This is a genomic window from Achromobacter ruhlandii (genome assembly GCF_002082135.1).
Taxonomy (GTDB): domain Bacteria; phylum Pseudomonadota; class Gammaproteobacteria; order Burkholderiales; family Burkholderiaceae_B; genus Achromobacter; species Achromobacter ruhlandii.
Window position 1 is genome coordinate 2,736,954 of record NZ_CP017433.1, and the last position, 16,491, is coordinate 2,753,444.

The 16,491-nt window shown below is 68.5% G+C and carries 15 protein-coding genes and 1 pseudogene; 13 read left to right on the forward strand and 3 right to left on the reverse strand.

Features of this window, described 5'->3' with window-relative positions:
- Positions 1-1,296 (reverse strand): MFS transporter (locus AruCF_RS12320; RefSeq protein ID WP_175224769.1); only part of this gene is annotated, 1,296 nt, incomplete at its 3' end.
- Between the two features lie 50 nt (positions 1,297-1,346).
- On the reverse strand, positions 1,347-1,775 hold the full coding sequence (locus AruCF_RS12325) for a VOC family protein (RefSeq protein ID WP_059270903.1): 429 nt from the start codon (positions 1,773-1,775) through the stop codon (positions 1,347-1,349).
- Between the two features lie 264 nt (positions 1,776-2,039).
- On the opposite strand from AruCF_RS12325, the gene AruCF_RS12330 reads away from it, so the two are divergent.
- The 12 genes and pseudogenes from AruCF_RS12330 to AruCF_RS12385 all read left to right on the forward strand — a co-directional run bounded on the left by AruCF_RS12330 (position 2,040) and on the right by AruCF_RS12385 (position 13,958).
- A complete protein-coding gene (locus AruCF_RS12330) occupies positions 2,040-2,930 on the forward strand; it encodes a nitrilase family protein (RefSeq protein ID WP_063568794.1) in 891 nt (296 codons plus the stop codon).
- A 39-nt stretch (positions 2,931-2,969) separates the two neighbouring features.
- The gene (locus tag AruCF_RS12335; RefSeq protein ID WP_063568795.1) at positions 2,970-4,136 is read left to right on the forward strand and encodes a substrate-binding protein; all 1,167 of its coding nucleotides are present in this window, start codon (positions 2,970-2,972) and stop codon (positions 4,134-4,136) included.
- A 54-nt stretch (positions 4,137-4,190) separates the two neighbouring features.
- The gene (locus AruCF_RS12340; protein ID WP_054416553.1) at positions 4,191-5,024 is read left to right on the forward strand and encodes a branched-chain amino acid ABC transporter permease; all 834 of its coding nucleotides are present in this window, start codon (positions 4,191-4,193) and stop codon (positions 5,022-5,024) included.
- Positions 5,017-6,984 (forward strand): annotated as a pseudogene (locus AruCF_RS12345) (branched-chain amino acid ABC transporter ATP-binding protein/permease). Before AruCF_RS12340 ends, AruCF_RS12345 begins: the two are co-directional and overlap by 8 nt.
- On the forward strand, positions 6,981-7,691 hold the full coding sequence (locus AruCF_RS12350) for an ABC transporter ATP-binding protein (RefSeq protein ID WP_063568797.1): 711 nt from the start codon (positions 6,981-6,983) through the stop codon (positions 7,689-7,691). Before AruCF_RS12345 ends, AruCF_RS12350 begins: the two are co-directional and overlap by 4 nt.
- A gap of 53 nt (positions 7,692-7,744) precedes the next feature.
- Complete coding sequence (locus tag AruCF_RS12355; protein ID WP_063568816.1) at positions 7,745-8,905, forward strand: transporter substrate-binding domain-containing protein; 1,161 nt, start codon at positions 7,745-7,747, stop codon at positions 8,903-8,905.
- A gap of 2 nt (positions 8,906-8,907) precedes the next feature.
- A complete protein-coding gene (locus tag AruCF_RS12360; protein ID WP_082878695.1) occupies positions 8,908-9,561 on the forward strand; it encodes an ANTAR domain-containing response regulator in 654 nt (217 codons plus the stop codon).
- Positions 9,558-11,051, forward strand: a complete 1,494-nt coding sequence (locus AruCF_RS12365; protein WP_063568798.1) for a M81 family metallopeptidase — start codon at positions 9,558-9,560, stop codon at positions 11,049-11,051. Before AruCF_RS12360 ends, AruCF_RS12365 begins: the two co-directional genes overlap by 4 nt.
- Positions 11,052-11,273: 222 nt before the next feature.
- Complete coding sequence (locus tag AruCF_RS12370) at positions 11,274-11,681, forward strand: carboxymuconolactone decarboxylase family protein (protein ID WP_026384362.1); 408 nt, start codon at positions 11,274-11,276, stop codon at positions 11,679-11,681.
- 9 nt (positions 11,682-11,690) lie between these two features.
- A complete protein-coding gene (locus AruCF_RS12375; protein ID WP_083036761.1) occupies positions 11,691-12,299 on the forward strand; it encodes an LON peptidase substrate-binding domain-containing protein in 609 nt (202 codons plus the stop codon).
- Positions 12,300-12,409: 110 nt separating this feature from the next.
- On the forward strand, positions 12,410-13,234 hold the full coding sequence (locus AruCF_RS12380; protein WP_054416707.1) for a ParB N-terminal domain-containing protein: 825 nt from the start codon (positions 12,410-12,412) through the stop codon (positions 13,232-13,234).
- Between the two features lie 103 nt (positions 13,235-13,337).
- Positions 13,338-13,958, forward strand: a complete 621-nt coding sequence (locus tag AruCF_RS12385) for a hypothetical protein (protein ID WP_063568818.1) — start codon at positions 13,338-13,340, stop codon at positions 13,956-13,958.
- Between the two features lie 300 nt (positions 13,959-14,258).
- Here AruCF_RS12385 and AruCF_RS12390 read toward each other — a convergent pair whose 3' ends face one another.
- Positions 14,259-14,549, reverse strand: coding sequence for a hypothetical protein (locus tag AruCF_RS12390; protein WP_063568800.1), 291 nt, complete (start codon positions 14,547-14,549; stop codon positions 14,259-14,261).
- Between the two features lie 293 nt (positions 14,550-14,842).
- Here AruCF_RS12390 and AruCF_RS12395 point away from each other — a divergent pair, with 293 nt between their 5' ends.
- Positions 14,843-16,465, forward strand: coding sequence for a methyl-accepting chemotaxis protein (locus AruCF_RS12395; protein WP_083036763.1), 1,623 nt, complete (start codon positions 14,843-14,845; stop codon positions 16,463-16,465).
- The last annotated feature ends 26 nt before the right edge of the window (positions 16,466-16,491 follow it).

The window sequence follows — 16,491 nt, forward strand, 5'->3', positions numbered from 1 at the left end:
CGCGCCGGCGCCGGCCAGCGCGGCCGTGCGCGCCGCGGCCAGGCTGGCCAGCACCGCCAGCCCCAGCGCGCCGCCCATCATGAAGGCGGTGTTGACCACGCCGGACGCCAGGCCCGACTGGCTCGGCTCGACGTCGCTCATGGCGGCCAGCAGCATCGGGTTGAAGGCGATGCCCGCGCCCAGGCCCAGCAGCAGCATGCCGGGCAGCACGTCGGCCGTGAAACCGCCGTCGACCGGCGCGCGCGCGAACAGCGCCAGCCCCAGCGCCGCCATTAGCAGCCCGGTGGCCAGCGGCCCGCGGATGCCAAAACGCATCACCAGCTTGGCCGACAGCCCCAGCGAGAACGCCGCCATGATCAGATTGGCCGGCAGAAACGCCAGCCCCACCTGCATGGCGTCGTAGCCCAGCACCAGCTGCATGTACAGCGCCGACACGAAGAACCACGCGAACATGCCCGCGGCCCACAGCACGCCGACCACGTTGGCGGTGGCCACGTTGCGCAGGCGGAACAGCGCCAGCGGCATCAGCGGCTCGGCCACGCGCGCCTCGATCGCCAGGAACAGCGCCATCAGCAGCGCGGCCGCGCCCAGCAGGCCGAGCGACTGCGCCGAGGTCCAGCCGGCCTCGTTGCCGTTGACCACGGCGTACACCGCCAGCATCAGCGACGCGGTGACGGTCAGCGCGCCGGCCACGTCCAGCTTGCCGCCACCGGCCGTGCCGCGCGCCGCCGGCAGCAGCCGCAGGCACAGCGCGTAGACGGCCACGCCGATCGGAATGTTGACCAGGAAGATCCAGTGCCACGACAGCGTGCTGGTCAGCAGCCCGCCCAGCAGCACGCCCAGGCTGCCGCCGCCCGCACAGACGAAGCCGTACACGCCCATGGCGCGGGCGCGTTCGCCGGCCTCGGTGAAGAGGTTCATGATGAGCGACAGCGACACCGCCGACACCACCGCGCCGCCCAGCCCCTGCGCGGCGCGCGCGGCGATCAGCAGTCCCTGGCCCCGGGCCAGCCCACAGGCCAGCGAGGCCACGGTGAACAGCACCAGGCCCGCCAGGAACATGCGCCGGTGGCCGAGCAGGTCGCCCAGCCGTCCGCCCAGCAGCAGGAAGCCGCCGAAGGTCAGCATGTAGGCGTTCACCACCCAGACCAGCGAGGTCTCGGTGAAATGCAGGTCTTCGCGGATCGAGGGCAGGGCGACGTTGACGATGGTGGTGTCCAGCACGATCATCAATACGCCCAGGCACAGCACCATCAGTGCCCACCAGCGTTGCTTGCCCTGTATGCCATGCGTCATGGATGTCTCGCTCCATCCGCGGGTGGCGGATTCGGTTGTCAGTGGGGTTGTCAGTGGTTGAGCCGCCCACCGCTGATCATCCACCGCGTGTCGTAGCGGTCGATCAGCGCGCCGTAGGCGTCGGCCCAGAAGGTTTTCTGGAGCGGCATGGTAACGCTGCCGCCCTCGGCCAGCATATCGAACACGCGTTGCGCGTCCGAGACCGTGGGGTAGGCCAGCGACAACGCCATGCCCTGCTTGCCGGGGTAGGGATGGCCGGCGGTGGCGTCGCTGGCCATCAGCACCTGTTCGTCCAGCGCCAGGCGGGCGTACATGATGCGCTCGGCCTCTTCGCCCGACAGCGCCGGCATGGCGGCATCGGCGGGCGCATCCGCGTAGCGCACCAGGGCCTCGACGCGGCCGCCCAGCACGCGTTCGTAGAAACGCATGGCCTCGGCGCAGTTGCCGTCGAAACTGAGGTAGGCGGAAAGTTGGGGCATGGCGGGTTCCTCCTTGATGGCCGACCCTGATTCTCGCACCCATGGCGCCGTCCGGGAAACCTCTTATTGCCGCCGGTCCGCGCCCATCCCTATCATTCGCCACAGGATCAGGACTGATCCGCACGCACCGGCATGGCTTGGTGCGGCAGTGCCCCGCAGCAATGATTGCTGCCCGAACCTTCGTCTGGCTATAGAAGCCCCCGACTCACACGCAATGCGTGGTCGGGGGCTTTTTTGTTTTCCAAAACGTTGCAGGGAGATCGCATGCAAGTTTCACCGCCGCCGGACGCCGCCGCGTCCGCGATCCACGTGGCCAGTGTGCAGACGGCCCCCGTCATGGGCGAGGTCGCCGCCAACGTGGCCCGTTCCATCGAGCTGGTCGAGCAGGCCGCCGCGCAGGGCGCGCGGCTGGTGGTGCTGCCCGAGCTGGCCAACACCGGCTACGTGTTCGCCAGCCGCCAGGAGGCCTATGCTTTGGCCGAAGCCGTGCCCGACGGCCCCAGCTCGCAGGCCTGGATCGCGCTGGCGCAACGCCTGGGCATCTACCTGGTGGCCGGCATCGCCGAGCGCAGCGGCGGCCGGCTGTACAACGCCGCCGTCATCGCCGGCCCCGACGGCTACCTGGGCACCTACCGCAAGCTGCACCTTTGGGGCGACGAGAACCTGTTCTTCGAGCCGGGCGACCTGGGCCTGCCGCTGTTCGACACGGAATTCGGCCGGCTGGGCGTGGCGATCTGCTACGACGGCTGGTTCCCCGAGGTCTACCGCCTGCTGGCGCTGCGCGGCGCCGACATCGTCGCGGTGCCGACCAACTGGGTGCCGATGCCGGGGCAGACGCCCGACGGCCCCGCCATGGCGCACGCGCTGGCGGCGGCCGGGGCCCACAGCAACGGCCTGACGCTGGTGTGCGCCGACCGGGTCGGCGTCGAGCGCGGCCAGCCCTTCGTCGGCCGCAGCCTGATCGTCGGCTCTCAGGGCTGGACCGTGGCCGGCCCCGCCAGCCACGACCGCGAAGAAGTGCTGCTGGCGCCGGTGGACCTGGCCGCCTCGCGCCGCGCGCGGCAACTGAACGACTTCAACCACGTGCTGCGCGATCGGCGCCGCGACCTTTACGACGAACTGCTGGGCGCCGCCGACGCGCCGCGGCAGCGTTGAATACAACGGCGGACAGCCGGCCCCCAAGGAGAAATCCCCATGAAAAAACCCACTTGCAGCTTCCTCATCCGACTTTCCTTCATCGCCGCGCTGACCGGCGCGGCGGGCGCGCACGCGGCCGAGCCCTTGCGCATCGGCGTGCCGGTCGGCCTGTCGGGCGCCAACAGCGTGGTCGCGCCCGGCGTGGTGCAGGCCTCGCAGCTGGCCGCCGACGAGATCAACGCCGCCGGCGGCATCCTCGGCCGCCAGGTGGTGCTGGAGATCGCCGACGACGCCTCGGGCGCGGTCGGCGCGCAGAAGGCCTACGACACGCTGGTATTCCAGAAGAAGGTGGACGCCATCATCGCCATGGAAACCAGCGCGGCGCGCAACGCGGCGCTGCCCATCGTCTCGCGCGGCAAGGTGCCGTACATCTACACCTCGTTCTACGAAGGCCGCTCGTGCAACCGCTGGATGCACGTCAACGGCTGGGTGCCCGAGCAGCAGGTGGCGCCGGTGGTGGACCACTTCATGAAAGAACGCGGCGCCAAGACCTTCTTCCTGGTCGGCAGCGACTACGCCTTCGGCCGCGGCATGCTCAAGTTCACCCGCGAATACATCGAGAAGCAGGGCGGGCGCGTGGTGGGCGAGGAATACCTGCCCATCGACGGCTCCGACTGGACCCCGGTGGTGTCGAAGATCCGCTCGGCCAACCCGGACGCGCTGATCAGCTCCACCGCCGGCGGCGGCCCCAACGTCAGCCTGGCCAAGCAGGTCAAGGCGGCCGGCCTGACCATGCCCTACGGCAACCTGGCGATCGACGAGGCCACCGCCAAGACCATGGGCGACACGGCGGTCGGCATGTACTTGTCGGCCTCGTACCTGACCAGCATCGATACGCCGCAGAACCGCAAGTTCCTCGACGGCCTGAAGGCCAAGTTCGGCGCCGACGCCAAGACCGCCAACGAGTTCTCGGGCCCGCAGTACGAAGCCTTCTTCCTGTACAAGGCGGCGGTCGAGAAGGCCGGTAGCCTCGATCCGCAGAAGGTGGTGCAGGCGCTGAGCGAAGTGTCGTTCGACGGCCCGCGCGGCCCGGTCAAGATGGACCGCCAGCGCCACGCCGCCCTGACCATGCGGCTGGGCCAGGTGCAGCCGGACGGCTCCATCAAGATCCTGCAGACCTTCGACCAAGTCGATCCGGGCGCGCAATGCCCCGACCTGAAGTAACGCGGTAAGCCACCCCTGCGCGCCGCCGGTTCGCTGGCGGCGCAGGAGAACACAATGGGTTTGATGCTGGACATCCTGAGCACGGCCGCCATGCTGTTCATCGTGACGGCCGGGCTGATGATCATTTTCGGCGTGATGAAGATCGTCAATTTCGCCCACGGCGCCATCATCACGCTGGGCAGCTACGCCGCCCTGGTGGTGACGCGGCTGGGGCTGGACCCGTGGCTGGCGCTGCCGTGCGCGCTGGCGGCGGGGGTGCTGGTGGGCATGCTGGTCGAACGCCTGATCGTGCAGCCGCTGTACAAGCGGCCGCTGGACGCCATCCTGGCCACCTGGGGCCTGGGCATCGTGATCGGCCAGCTCATCACCATGGCCTTCGGCCGCGAGGTGCAGTTCGCCGACGCGCCGATCCAGGGCGCGGTGCCGTTCCTGGGCACCGAATACTCGGCCTACCGGCTGTTCCTGGTGCCCGGCGCGCTGCTGCTGTACGTGGCGCTGACGCTGCTGCTGAACGGCACGCGTTTCGGCGTGCGGACCCGCGCCGTTATCATGAACGAGGACCTGGCGCGCGGCCTGGGCATCAACGCCGAACGCATCCGCTTTACGACCTTCGCGCTCGGCGCGGGGCTGGGGGCGCTGGCCGGCGCTCTCATCACGCCGTTGTCCAGCGTCGATCCGAACATGGGGCTGCCATGGCTGGTCAGCGCCTTCATGCTGGTGATGGTGTCGGGCAACTCGATCACCGCGCTGCTCCTGACCTGCCTGGTCTATGGCGCCTGCCAGGTGCTGGTGGGCGTGTTCATCAGCCCGATCCTGGGCGGCGTCACCATCGCGGTGCTGGCGGCCCTGACCCTGCGCCTGCGTCCCAAAGGATTCGCCCATGACTGATTCCTCCCTTGCGCAACCGGCGCTGGCGACCCGCGCCGACCCGCGCCGCGCCGCCCGCGGGCGCGACTTGCTGTGGCTGGCCATCGCCTGCCTGGCGCTGACCGTGGCCGGCCCCTGGCTGTTCGACACCTATCTGCTGAACGTGCTGATCAAGGCGCTGTTCTTCGCCGTGGCGGCCGTCACGGTGGACATCCTGTGGGGCTACACCGGCTACCTGACCTTCGGCCAGTCGGCCTTCTTCGGCGTCGGCGCCTATGCCGCCGGGCTGGCCTTCACGCACTACGGCTTCTCGCCGGGCATCGCGCTCGCGGCCGCGCTGGTGGCGGTGGGCGCGGCGATGCTGCTGGCGCTGGCCACCGGCTGGCTGTCGTTCTATCGCGGCGCCTCGCCATTCTTCGCCACCGTGATCTCGCTGGTGCTGCCCATCGTGCTGACCCAGGTCGTGCTGTCGGGCGGCACCTACACCGGCTCCTAGTCCGGCCTGACCGGCTACGACACCTTCGACCTGTCGCTGGAAGCCTGGTACGTCATCGCCGCCGGCGGCCTGTCGATCGTGGCGCTGCTGGCCTGGGTCGCGGTGCGCAGCGACGGCGGCCGCATCCTGGCCGCGCTGCGCGACAACGAGGGCCGCTGCAGCTACCTGGGCCTGAACACCGCGCACTGGCGCATCGCGCTGCTGGTGGTGTGCGGCGCGGTCGCCAGCCTGGCGGGCTTCGGCTACGGCGCCTTCAGCGGCGTGGTCGCGCCGGAACTGACCGGCTTCGTGTTCGGCACCGAACTCATCATCTGGGTGGCGCTGGGCGGACGCGGCACGGTGTGGGGCCCGGTGCTGGGCGCCGTGCTGATCAACGTGGCCGGCTCGTACCTCAGCGGCAACATGCCGTTCCTCTACCAACTGGTGCTGGGCGTGACCTTCATCCTGGTGATCCTGCTGCTGCCGCGCGGGCTGCTGCCGCTGCTGCTGGCGCCCTGGCGCCGCAGGCGGCCGGCCCCGGTGCCGGAATTGGTGGCGCGCGCGCCGGCCGGCGAAGCGGCGTCGGGCGGCGCGTCGGGGCAGGGCGGCGCATTGCGTCAAGCCGCCGCGCCAGCCCTAGCCGCCACCCAAAGCGGCCTGGTCCTGGCCGGCGTGGCCAAGCGCTTCGGCAGCCTCAAGGTGCTGGAAGGCATCGACCTGCGCGCGCGCGGCGGCGAGCTGCTGGGCCTGATCGGTCCCAACGGCGCCGGCAAGACCACGCTGATGCGCTGCATCGCCGACGGCGCCGAGCGTAGCGACGGCACGGTCGAACTCTGCGGCCACGCGGTCAAGCGCGACGGGCCGGAGCAGTGCGTGCGCTACGGCCTGGGCCGCAAGTTCCAGAACGCCAACATCTTCGACACGCTGACCGTGGCCGAAAGCCTGCGCATCGCCACCACGCTGCGCGAGCGGCCGTCGTGGCGTCGCCGGTCGCCCCGACTGGCGCTGCCGGCCTATGCGCTGGAGGTGCTGCGCATGACCGGCCTGGACCAGCAACTGGACCGCGTGGCGCGCGACCTGTCGCATGGCCAGCAGCAGGCGCTGGAACTGGCCATGGTGCTGGCGCTGGAGCCACGCGTGGTGCTGCTGGACGAACCCACCGCGGGTCTCAGCAAGGACGAACGCGCCCGCATCGGCCAGGTACTGTCGGCGCTGGCCCATACCCACGGCCTGTGCTGCCTGCTGGTCGAGCACGACCTGGACTTCGTGGCCGAGGTGGCCACCCGCATCATCGTGCTGCACCAGGGCCGCATCGTCATGGACGGCAGCTTCCGCGAAGTGGCCGAATCGGAACTGGTGCGCACCATCTACGCCGGCAACGCGCCGGCCGCGGACAAGACCGCGCAAGCCACCCGGCAAGCGAGTCAGCAAGCCACTGAGCAAGCCGCGCGGCAAGGCGCCCAACCCGCAACCCCGCCCGTCTCGCCCGAAGGAGCCCAACCATGAACGCCGCCCCGGCCTTGCGCATGGAAAACGTCGCCAGCGGCTACAAGGGTGCCGTGGTGCTGAACGACATCTCGCTGTCGGTGGCCGGCGGCGCCTGCGTGGCGCTGCTGGGCAAGAACGGCATGGGCAAGAGCACGCTGCTCAAGACGGTCATGGGCTACCTGCCCAAGCTGCGCGGCACCGTCAGCCTGGGCGGCGTTGACGCCACCCGCCTGCGGCCGCACGAAGTCGCGCGCCGCGGCGTCGCCTACGCGGCCCAGGACCAGCCGCTGTTCCCCGACCTGAACATCCGCGACAACCTGCGCCTGGGCCTGCCCAACGACCGCCTGTTCGATGAACGCTTCGGCGAAATCGCCGACCTGTTCCCGGTCTTCGCCAGCCGCCTGCGCCAGCATGCCGGCACCCTGTCGGGCGGCGAGCAGAAGATGCTGCTGGTGGCGCGCGGCCTGATGCAGCGGCCGGCCCTGTTGCTGCTGGACGAGATCACCGAAGGCCTGCAGCCCTCGGTGATCGAGCGGCTGGGCCGGGCGCTCAACTGGGAACGCGAGCGGCGTGGCACCTCCATGTTCATCGTCGAACAGAACGTGGCCTTTGCGCTGGACGTGGCCGACCGCTACCTGGTGCTCAAGCAGGGCGCCATCGTCGACCAGGGCGAGGCTGGCGCGCCCGGGGCCGCCGGCCATATCATGGACCACTTGAAGGTATGAACCGTCCCGGCGCCCGCGGCGCGCCGGCCACGATCTTGCAGAAGGAAGCCCCTATGACCTACCGCACTGACACGGACGCCGCCACGCCGGGATGGCGCATCGGCGTGCTGTATTCGCGCAGCGGCGTGACCGGCACCACCGAATCGCAGCACTTCTTCGGCACCGTGCTGGCGGTCGAGGAAATCAACGCGCTCGGCGGCGTGCTGGGCCGGCCGCTGGAACCGGTGGTCTACGACCCGCGCAGCGACGCCGAGGAATACCGCCGCCTGGCCGCGCGCCTGTTGCTGGACGACGAGGTCAACGTGATCTTCGGCGGCTGCACTTCGCACTGCCGCAAGGCCATGCTGCCGGTGGTCGAGCGCAACAACGCGCTGCTCTGGTATGCCTCGGTCTACGAAGGCTTCGAGTATTCGCCCAACATCATCTACACCGGCGCCGCGCCCAACCAGGGCAGCATGCAGCTGGCCGCCTACCTGATCCAGCACTGCGGCAAGCGCATCTTCCTGGTGGGCGCCGACTACATCTACCCGCGCGAAACCAACCGCATCATGCGCGACACCGTCGAGGAGCACGGCGGCGAGATCCTCGACGAAACCTACCTGCCGCTGGGCTGCGACGAAGGCGAGATCATCGACGTGGTGCGCGACATCCGCCGCATCCGGCCGGATGTGGTGTTCTCCACCCTGATCGGCGACGACGCCCAGCGCTTCTACCGCCGCTACCACGCCGCCTGCGAGGCCGACCCGGGCGCGCCGCACATCCCCATCGCCAGCCTCACCATGGCCGAATCCGAGGTGGCCGAGATCGGCCCGGCCCTGTGCGCCGGCCACATCACCGCCGCCACCTACTTCAACACCGTCGACTCGCCCGCCAACGCCCATTTCCTGGACCGCTGGCGCGCCCGCTTCGGCGACCGCCCGGCCAGCGTCTACGCCGAGGCCTGCTACAGCCAGATGCACCTGTTCGCGCGCGCCCTGCAGCGCGCCGGCAGCCTGGACACGCGCAAGCTGGCGCAGGCGGTGCACCAGGTGGGTTTCGACGCGCCCGGCGGCCGCCTGACCATCCTGGCCGAGAACAACCACAGCGTGCTGACCCCGCGCATCGGCGTCTGCCGCGCCGACGGCCGCTTCGACATCGTCTGGGCCAGCGGCGAACCGGTCAAGCCGGATCCCTACCTTACGGCCTTCGGCCTGGACGAGTTCTGGTTGGCGTGATCATGGACCATAGCCTCCGCCGCCTCTACGAAGACCTGCGCAGCGTGGCCGTCGCCGTGGCCTATCCGCCCGGCGAAGACCGCGACCTGCTGGTCGAACAGCTCAAGCGCATCGGCTGCCGCATCCACCTGGTCTGGCCGTTCCCCGATAAACCGCCGGCCGGCGCCGACGTGGTGTTCTTCCAGGTCTCGCAATGCGGCCAGAACTCGTTCGCCTGGTCCGCCAGCGAGGTCGACGCCACCCTCATCGCGCTGTCCGAATACGAAACCCCCACCACCTTGAAGCAACTGCTCAAGACCAACGCCCACGGCGTGCTGACGCGGCCGTTCCGCTCGGCCGGCATCCTCAGCACGCTGGTGCTGGCGCGCTCGGCCAAGCAGTTCCAGAACCGCCAGCAGAACAAGATCGACAAGCTGGAAAGCACCATCAAGGCGCGCCGCGTGATCGAAAAGGCGATCCGCGTGCTGATGGACCACCAGCGCCTGGACGAACGCGCCGCCTACGAACACATGCGCACCCGCGCCACCGGCCTGCGGGTCAGCGTGGCCGAGGTCGCCGCCATGATCGTCGAGGCCAGCGAAGCCATGGAAAAACTGGGCCTGGGCGGCGCGCGCCCCGACCCGCACAACAACGGCAACAACGGAGGCAAGGCATGAAAGTCATGATCGCCCGCATGAACCACGAGACCAACACCTTTTCGCCGGTGCCCACGCCGCTGTCCGCCTTCGGCAACGACGGCCCGACCTATGACCGCGCCGCCTACGAAGAGAACCACGGCAAGCGCACCGCCATGTCCGCCTTCATCGACCTGGCCGAAGCGCGTGGCGCCACGCTGGTCACGCCGGTGTCCGCCACCGCGTACCCCAGCGGCCGAGTCGACGGCCAGGCCTATCGTGAATTGTGCGACCGCATCGTCGCCGCCGCCGTCGGCTGCGACGCGCTGCTGCTGGACCTGCACGGCGCCATGGCCGTCGAAACCACCGACGACGGCGAAGGCGACCTCCTCGAACGCCTGCGCCAGCAGGCCCCCGGCGTGCCGATCGCCGTCGCCCTGGACTTGCACGGCAACGTCACCCAGAAAATGATCGACAACGCCGACGTCATCGTCAGCTTCAAGACCTACCCGCACGTCGACATGTACGAAACCGGCGAGCACGCCGGCCGCCTCCTGTTCGACTGGCTGGCGGGCGGTCCGCGCCCGCGCCTGGCCTGGCGCCGCCTGCCGCTCATGAGCCACACCCTGCGCAGCAACACCGCCGAAGGCGCCATGCGCCGCGCCGTGCAGGCCGCGCGCGGCGCCGAGGCCGGCGGCATGCTGGCCGTGTCGGTGCTGGCCGGCTTCGCCCTGGCCGACATCCCCGACCCATGCCTGAGCGTGGTGGTGGTCGCCGCCGGCGACGCCGAGGCCGCCGAGCGCGTCGCCGCGGGCCTGGCCGCCGCCATCTGGGACGACCGCGACGGCTTCGTCTACGAGGCCGAACCCCTGGCCGCCTCGCTCGAACGCGCCGCCGCCCTGGCGCGCGGCGCCGACCGCCCCGTGCTGCTGCTGGACCACGGCGACAACTGCATGTCCGGCGGCACCTGCGACACCATGGACGTGCTTGTCGCAGCCGTCGACGCCGGCCTGACCGGCATCGTCGCCGGCCTGTACTGCGACCCCGAAGCCGTCGCCGCCATGATCGCGGCCGGGCAGGGCGCCCGGGTCGAACTGCCGGTCGGCAACAAACTGCCCATCCCCGCCATCGGCCGGCCCGCCGCGCCGGTGACGCTGACCGGCGTGGTGCGCGCCATCACCGACGGCAGCTACGTCATCACCGGCCCCACCTACACCGGCCAGACCGTCTGCATGGGCCGCAGCGCCGTGCTGGACATCGGCGCCGCGCAACTGGTCATCACCGAACGCACCCACGAACCCTGGGACCTGGGCGTCTTCGAAAGCCTGGGCATCGACCCTCGCGCCGCCCGCTTCATCCTGGTCAAGTCGCGCATGTACTGCCGCCCGGTGTTCGTGCCCATCTCTTGCGCCCTGATCGAATGCGACAGCCCGGGTGTCACCAGCTCGGACTTCTCGCTGTTCCCGTACCAGCGGCGCAACCGGCCGCGCTATCCGCTCGATCCGTTCAATCCGGCACAGATGTCGGCGTGAGGGCGGGGGCCGCAAGAGTGGGGCTTCCAGGACAGCACTACGCCTGGCACGGCACGCCAATACTGGCGCGCCAAAGGCGTCGGCGTCAGGGTGGCGCCCGCCGGGTCCGCGCCATTGCCCTCGGCCAGCCCGGCGCCTTGAACCGCGCCGGGCTTTCCAGTTCAATGGGACATTGCGCGGGCGGCACGCCGCCGCCCGGCCCCTTACCCGTTGGAGTGGCATATGGCTACGGTGCATCTGTTGTCGGATGAAGAAGCGCGCAGGATCCCCGAGGCGTGGGCGGTGTTCGAGGACATCCGCGCCACCCGCAAGTCCGATTTCGTCAACAACTTCTGGCGCGCCCTGGCCAACGACCCGCCCCAGCTCAAGCGGGTCTGGGAACAGCTCAAGCAGGTCATGATGGCCGACGGCGAAATCCCGCCCCTGGTGCGCGAGATGATCTACATCGCGGTATCGACGGCCAACGGCTGCAGCTACTGCATCCATTCCCACACCGCCGCCGCCCGCGCCAAGGGCATGACCGACGGCCAGCACGCCGAACTGCTCGCCGTCATCGGCATGGCCGCCCAGACCAACGCGCTGGTCACCGCCATGCAGGTGCCGGTCGACGACGCCTTCACGGTGAAGTAGGGCGCCGCCATGGCGACCATTCCGCTGTTCCCGCTATCCAACGCGCTGTTCCCCGCCGGCGTGCTGCACTTGCGCATCTTCGAAGTGCGCTACCTGGACATGATCCGCCGCTGCATCGCCGATGGCACCGAGTTCGGCGTGGTCGCGCTGCTGTCCGGCAACGAGGTCCGCTCGCCCGAAGGCCAGGAGGTCCTGGCCGACACCGGCACCCTGGCCCGCATCGACGCCTGGGACGCGCCCATGCCCGCCTTGCTGCAACTGCGCTGCGTGGGGACGAGCCGGTTCCGGCTGGTTTCCAGCCAACTGGCAAAATACGGTCTTTGGATGGGCGAAATCGAACCCATCCCCGACGACCCGCCGCTGCCCGTGCCGGCGCCGCTGCAACCCTGCGCCGACGCCCTGGGCCGCCTGGTGGCCCAATGGCAGCAGGAAGGCGTGCCCGCCGACCGCATGCCGGTGGCGCCGCCATACCGGCTGGATGAATGCGCCTGGGTGGCTGACCGCTGGTGCGAACTGTTGCCGCTGCCGGCGGCGGACAAAGTCCGGCTGCTGGCGCTGACGGACCCGCGCGCTCGTCTGGAAGCCGTGCGCATCGCGCTGGAAGGGCCGCAGGCCTAGCCAGCGGCAGGCGGCGCTTTTGGTGACGCCTGGCGGCCGTCTGGCGTGGACCCACGCCAGGCCAACCGGGCGAGGCACGCGGGCAGGGCAAGAATTGTTTTTTGGACACCATGGATATCAGGATTGACGAAGGCCTGCGCGCCTATATTGACCCCTTGACCGACGACGAGCGCGAGGCGCTCGAACGCAGCCTGCTGGCCGAAGGCTGCCGCGACGCATTGGTGCTGTGGGGCGACCTGCTGATCGACGGCCACAACCGCTACGCGCTGTGCATGAAGCACGGCATTCCGTTCGAAACGCGCCAGAACACCTCGTTCAAGTCGATGGACGACGTGCACCTGTGGATGATCGAGAACCACCTCGGCCGGCGCAGCGTGTCGGATTTCCAGCGCGGGGTGCTGGCGCTGCGCAAGAAAGAGATCCTGCAATCGCGCAGCGTGCCGCCATGGGAAGACGACGGCAGCACGCCGCCGCCTGAACCGCCGCCCATCCCGCCGGCCGCCGCGCTGAGCCGGCAGGCGCTGGCGCGCGAGGCGCGCATCAGCAGCAACACGCTGGGGCAGATCGAGAAGATCCAGAAAGCCGCCGCGCCGGAACTGGTGCGGGCGGTGAAGGATGGCGCGATCTCCATCAACGCCGCGGCGGCGGTCGCGACGTTGCCGCCCGAGCGGCAGGCCGCGGCGGTGGCGGGTGGCAGAAAGGAATTGCAGCAGGCGGCGCGCGAAGTGCGCCAGGCCAAGGCGCCGCCACCGAAAGAGGCGGTGCCGGATATTCCGATCGAGAATATCGCGGATTTGCCGGCGGAGGTGGCGCGGTTACGGGAGTTGCTGGCGCGGCTGACGGATGAACGGGATCAGTTGAAGAAGAAGGTGATGCATTTGACGGTGGCGTTGGCCGAGGCGCGGAATGCGTCGGCGGGGGGAGGGGATGATTGATGGCGGGCCTCCTCTCAACTGAACGAATCTTGTCGAGAATTGGCCTGACAGCCCTTATTTGGTAAAAGCAAGGTTGATCAGAACCTGAGAGTCGATGGCTGCCATGTCCGAACCCTATTCTGCCTTTCTCAACCTCCAGATGTCCCGCGAGAATCTTGCCAGATGGCTCGCAGCCCCGGCGCCGGCGGCATCAAGATGGTCGGACTGGCGTGCCATCGGCGGCCAGTGGTATCTCTCCGAAGGCAAGGATCTGGCTGCCTCCAGCAATCAGGATCTGGGCAGGCTCATTGCGGAATGCGACGCCATGCTGGCTCGCCATCCGGACAACCGCGCGGCGCTGGCGGCCATCCTGGCATCCGCGGAGGCCGAGAACATCAAAGTGGCGGCCTACGATCGTACAGGAACGCGCTTCGTTGCCGGCTCGCTGACCTATTCCGAAAACCTCTATGACCTCATCGTCTTTTTTTCGATAGCGCGTGGAGCGGCCGATTTTTTCGAGGCGGATGATCGTGGCCTTGCAGTGGTTCACGACTATCTCTGGGGCGAGGAAGACGAACGAGAAACGTTGGCTGCGCTGGAGCTCGCCGCAAACGGCGGCTCCGTATTCCTGGCGTCCGAAGCGCTCGGCCAAGCCGCCGGCGCATTCGAGGCCATGGTGGACGCGATGCTGGAAGGCAAAGACGATCCGGAGTTCCAGCCGCGCAATCAACTCGACCATCTTTGAGACCAGACCTGCGTCCAGCAGGGACAACATGGCTTGCTCCCATGCGCAGGCCGGCGTCGCAGGCATCGCCGACCAGGCACAAGGCAAGGTGTGGCGCACCCCCACCGGCGTTCTTTCTCACGAATTGAAGGGCAGGGTGTACCGCTACTTGTCCAAGCTGCCGATCGCATGCAAACCCCATCGCGCAGGTTCAGGGTCGACAGCAACCGTCGAAATCAAGCGGCGCCACGGAAACGCAGGAGGTCGCGGGGGCGATCATCCGATGATCGAAGCGGAAACCGATCCCCCCGGCGAGGGCGTTCAGGCCGCCAGGAAGCGGATGACTTCGGCCCAATCGTTGGTCGACAGGACGACGTCCTCGTCGTCGTCAGTTTCCTCGTCGCAGCGCGAAACGCAGAAGCGCTGGCTTCTGCCGGATTCGCGGTCGGCATAGTTGGCGTAGTCGACATACACCTTCAAGCCGCGCTCCTGGTTCTCGAATGAAGGAGCGGCATCGATGTAGCTCGACGAATCGACAAACCCTTCGGGCAGCGTCGGCAGGGTGGTGATGTCGTAGTCGGGAAATTCGCGGCGCAGTCGTTCGAGGTTCATAAGGAAAGCAAGTGGGGAAGCAAGTTGAGGCAGAAGGCCTGGCATTTTACGTTGCTCCGTGCCAGTCGCCACGATCAGCTTCAGAAGGCCGCCGCGCCAGGGGCGGGTGCGGGTGGTGACGGGCGGGGCGTGGGAGAACGGAAAGACGTTTGGCTTCCCTGAATGTCGAAGCGGCTGGCAGCCACAAACAATTGCGTCCCGCTCTGCGAAATCGCAAACTCTAATTACAAAATGGTTGCTATATGTGTCATGATTTTTATACTAGGGTTTTCCCTTTGTCGTAATACAAATTCATGCGCTCGCGTTTCACTCTTGGCAACCTCTCCATTGGCACCCGGCTGACGCTGGGCTTCGGCACCGTACTTGTCCTGCTACTGGCGCTCACAGGCCTGTCGCAATACGAACTGTCCCAAATCGGCGGCATCAACCGGACGATCACGGAACAGACTTGGACCGAGGCAAACGCCATCAACAGGATTGACGTGACGACGCGCGCCAATGCGCGCGCGAACCTCGAGTTGATCGTCAATACCGATCCCCGCGCCGCTGAAACGCTGTTTGCCCGCATCGACACCAATCGGAAGGTGATCGACCAGGCGCTGGAAACCCTGCGGCCATTGTTCAGCACCGAAGACGAACGTCAGCGACTGCGGTTATTGGAAGACGTGCGCGGCCGCTATGTGAAGTCATTCCAGGGCGTGGGCGCGCTTCTCAAGCGTGGCGAGCGTGACGCCGCCCGCCAACGTTTGCTGGAAGAGACCCTTCCGCTCCTGGACAGCCTGCAGGACCACATCATCGAGATTTCGCGGATTCAAGCGGCCGAGATGGCGGACGCCAGCGCCGACAGCCGGAAGGTCATCGACAACGCGGGCATGTTGAACCTGATCCTGTCGGGCCTGGCCGTCGTGCTGGGCGGCCTGTTCGCGTGGCGGGTGTCCAAGTCGATCACGGCGCCGCTTGCCCAGGCTGTGTTGGTGGCGGAGACCGTGGCGCGTGGCGACCTGGGGCAACCCATCCACGCGGTCACCCGCGATGAAACCGGCCGGCTGCTGCGCGCGCTGCACGATATGCAGGACAAGCTGGCCGGCGCCGTTCGCACCATTCGCGCCGGGTCCGAAACCATATCCAGCGCAGCCGGGCAGATCGCGGCCGGCAACACCGACTTGTCCAGCCGAACCGAGGAGCAGGCCGCGTCGCTGGAAGAAACCGCCGCATCGATGGAAGAACTGGCGTCGACCGTCAAGCAGAATGCCGACAACGCGCGCCAGGCCAATCAACTGGCCGCAAGCGCCTCCGAAGTCGCCCAGCGCGGCGGCGCCGTGGTGTCGGCGGTGGTCAGCACGATGGGCGATATTTCCGCCAGCTCGCGCAAGATTTCCGAGATTGTCTCGGTCATCGACGGGATCGCGTTCCAGACCAACATCCTGGCGCTGAACGCCGCCGTGGAAGCAGCCCGGGCGGGCGAGCAGGGCAAGGGCTTCGCGGTGGTCGCGGGCGAGGTGCGGTCGCTGGCGCAACGCAGCGCGCAGGCCGCGCGCGAGGTCAAGACGCTGATCGAAGCGTCCGTCAGCAAGGTAGCCGAGGGCGCGGGCCAGGCGGAAAACGCAGGCACCACGATGCAAGAAGTGGTCGCCTCGGTCAAGCGTGTCACGGACATCATGGGCGAGATCGCCGCGGCATCGCAGGAACAGGCCTCCGGCATCGAGCAGGTCAACCGCGCCGTGTCGCAGATGGACGAAGTGACCCAGCAGAACGCCGCGCTGGTCGAAGAAGCCGCGGCCGCGGCGGGCTCGATGCAGGACCAGGCGCATGCATTGGTGGGGGCGGTCGGTGTGTTCCGCTTGCGCGAGGATGCCGCGCGGCGCGAGGACGCTGGCGCCCGGCCGCGCGAGCGTGGCGCCCTGATGCTGACCTGATCGCCAGCAGCCGTTGGACACGCCCG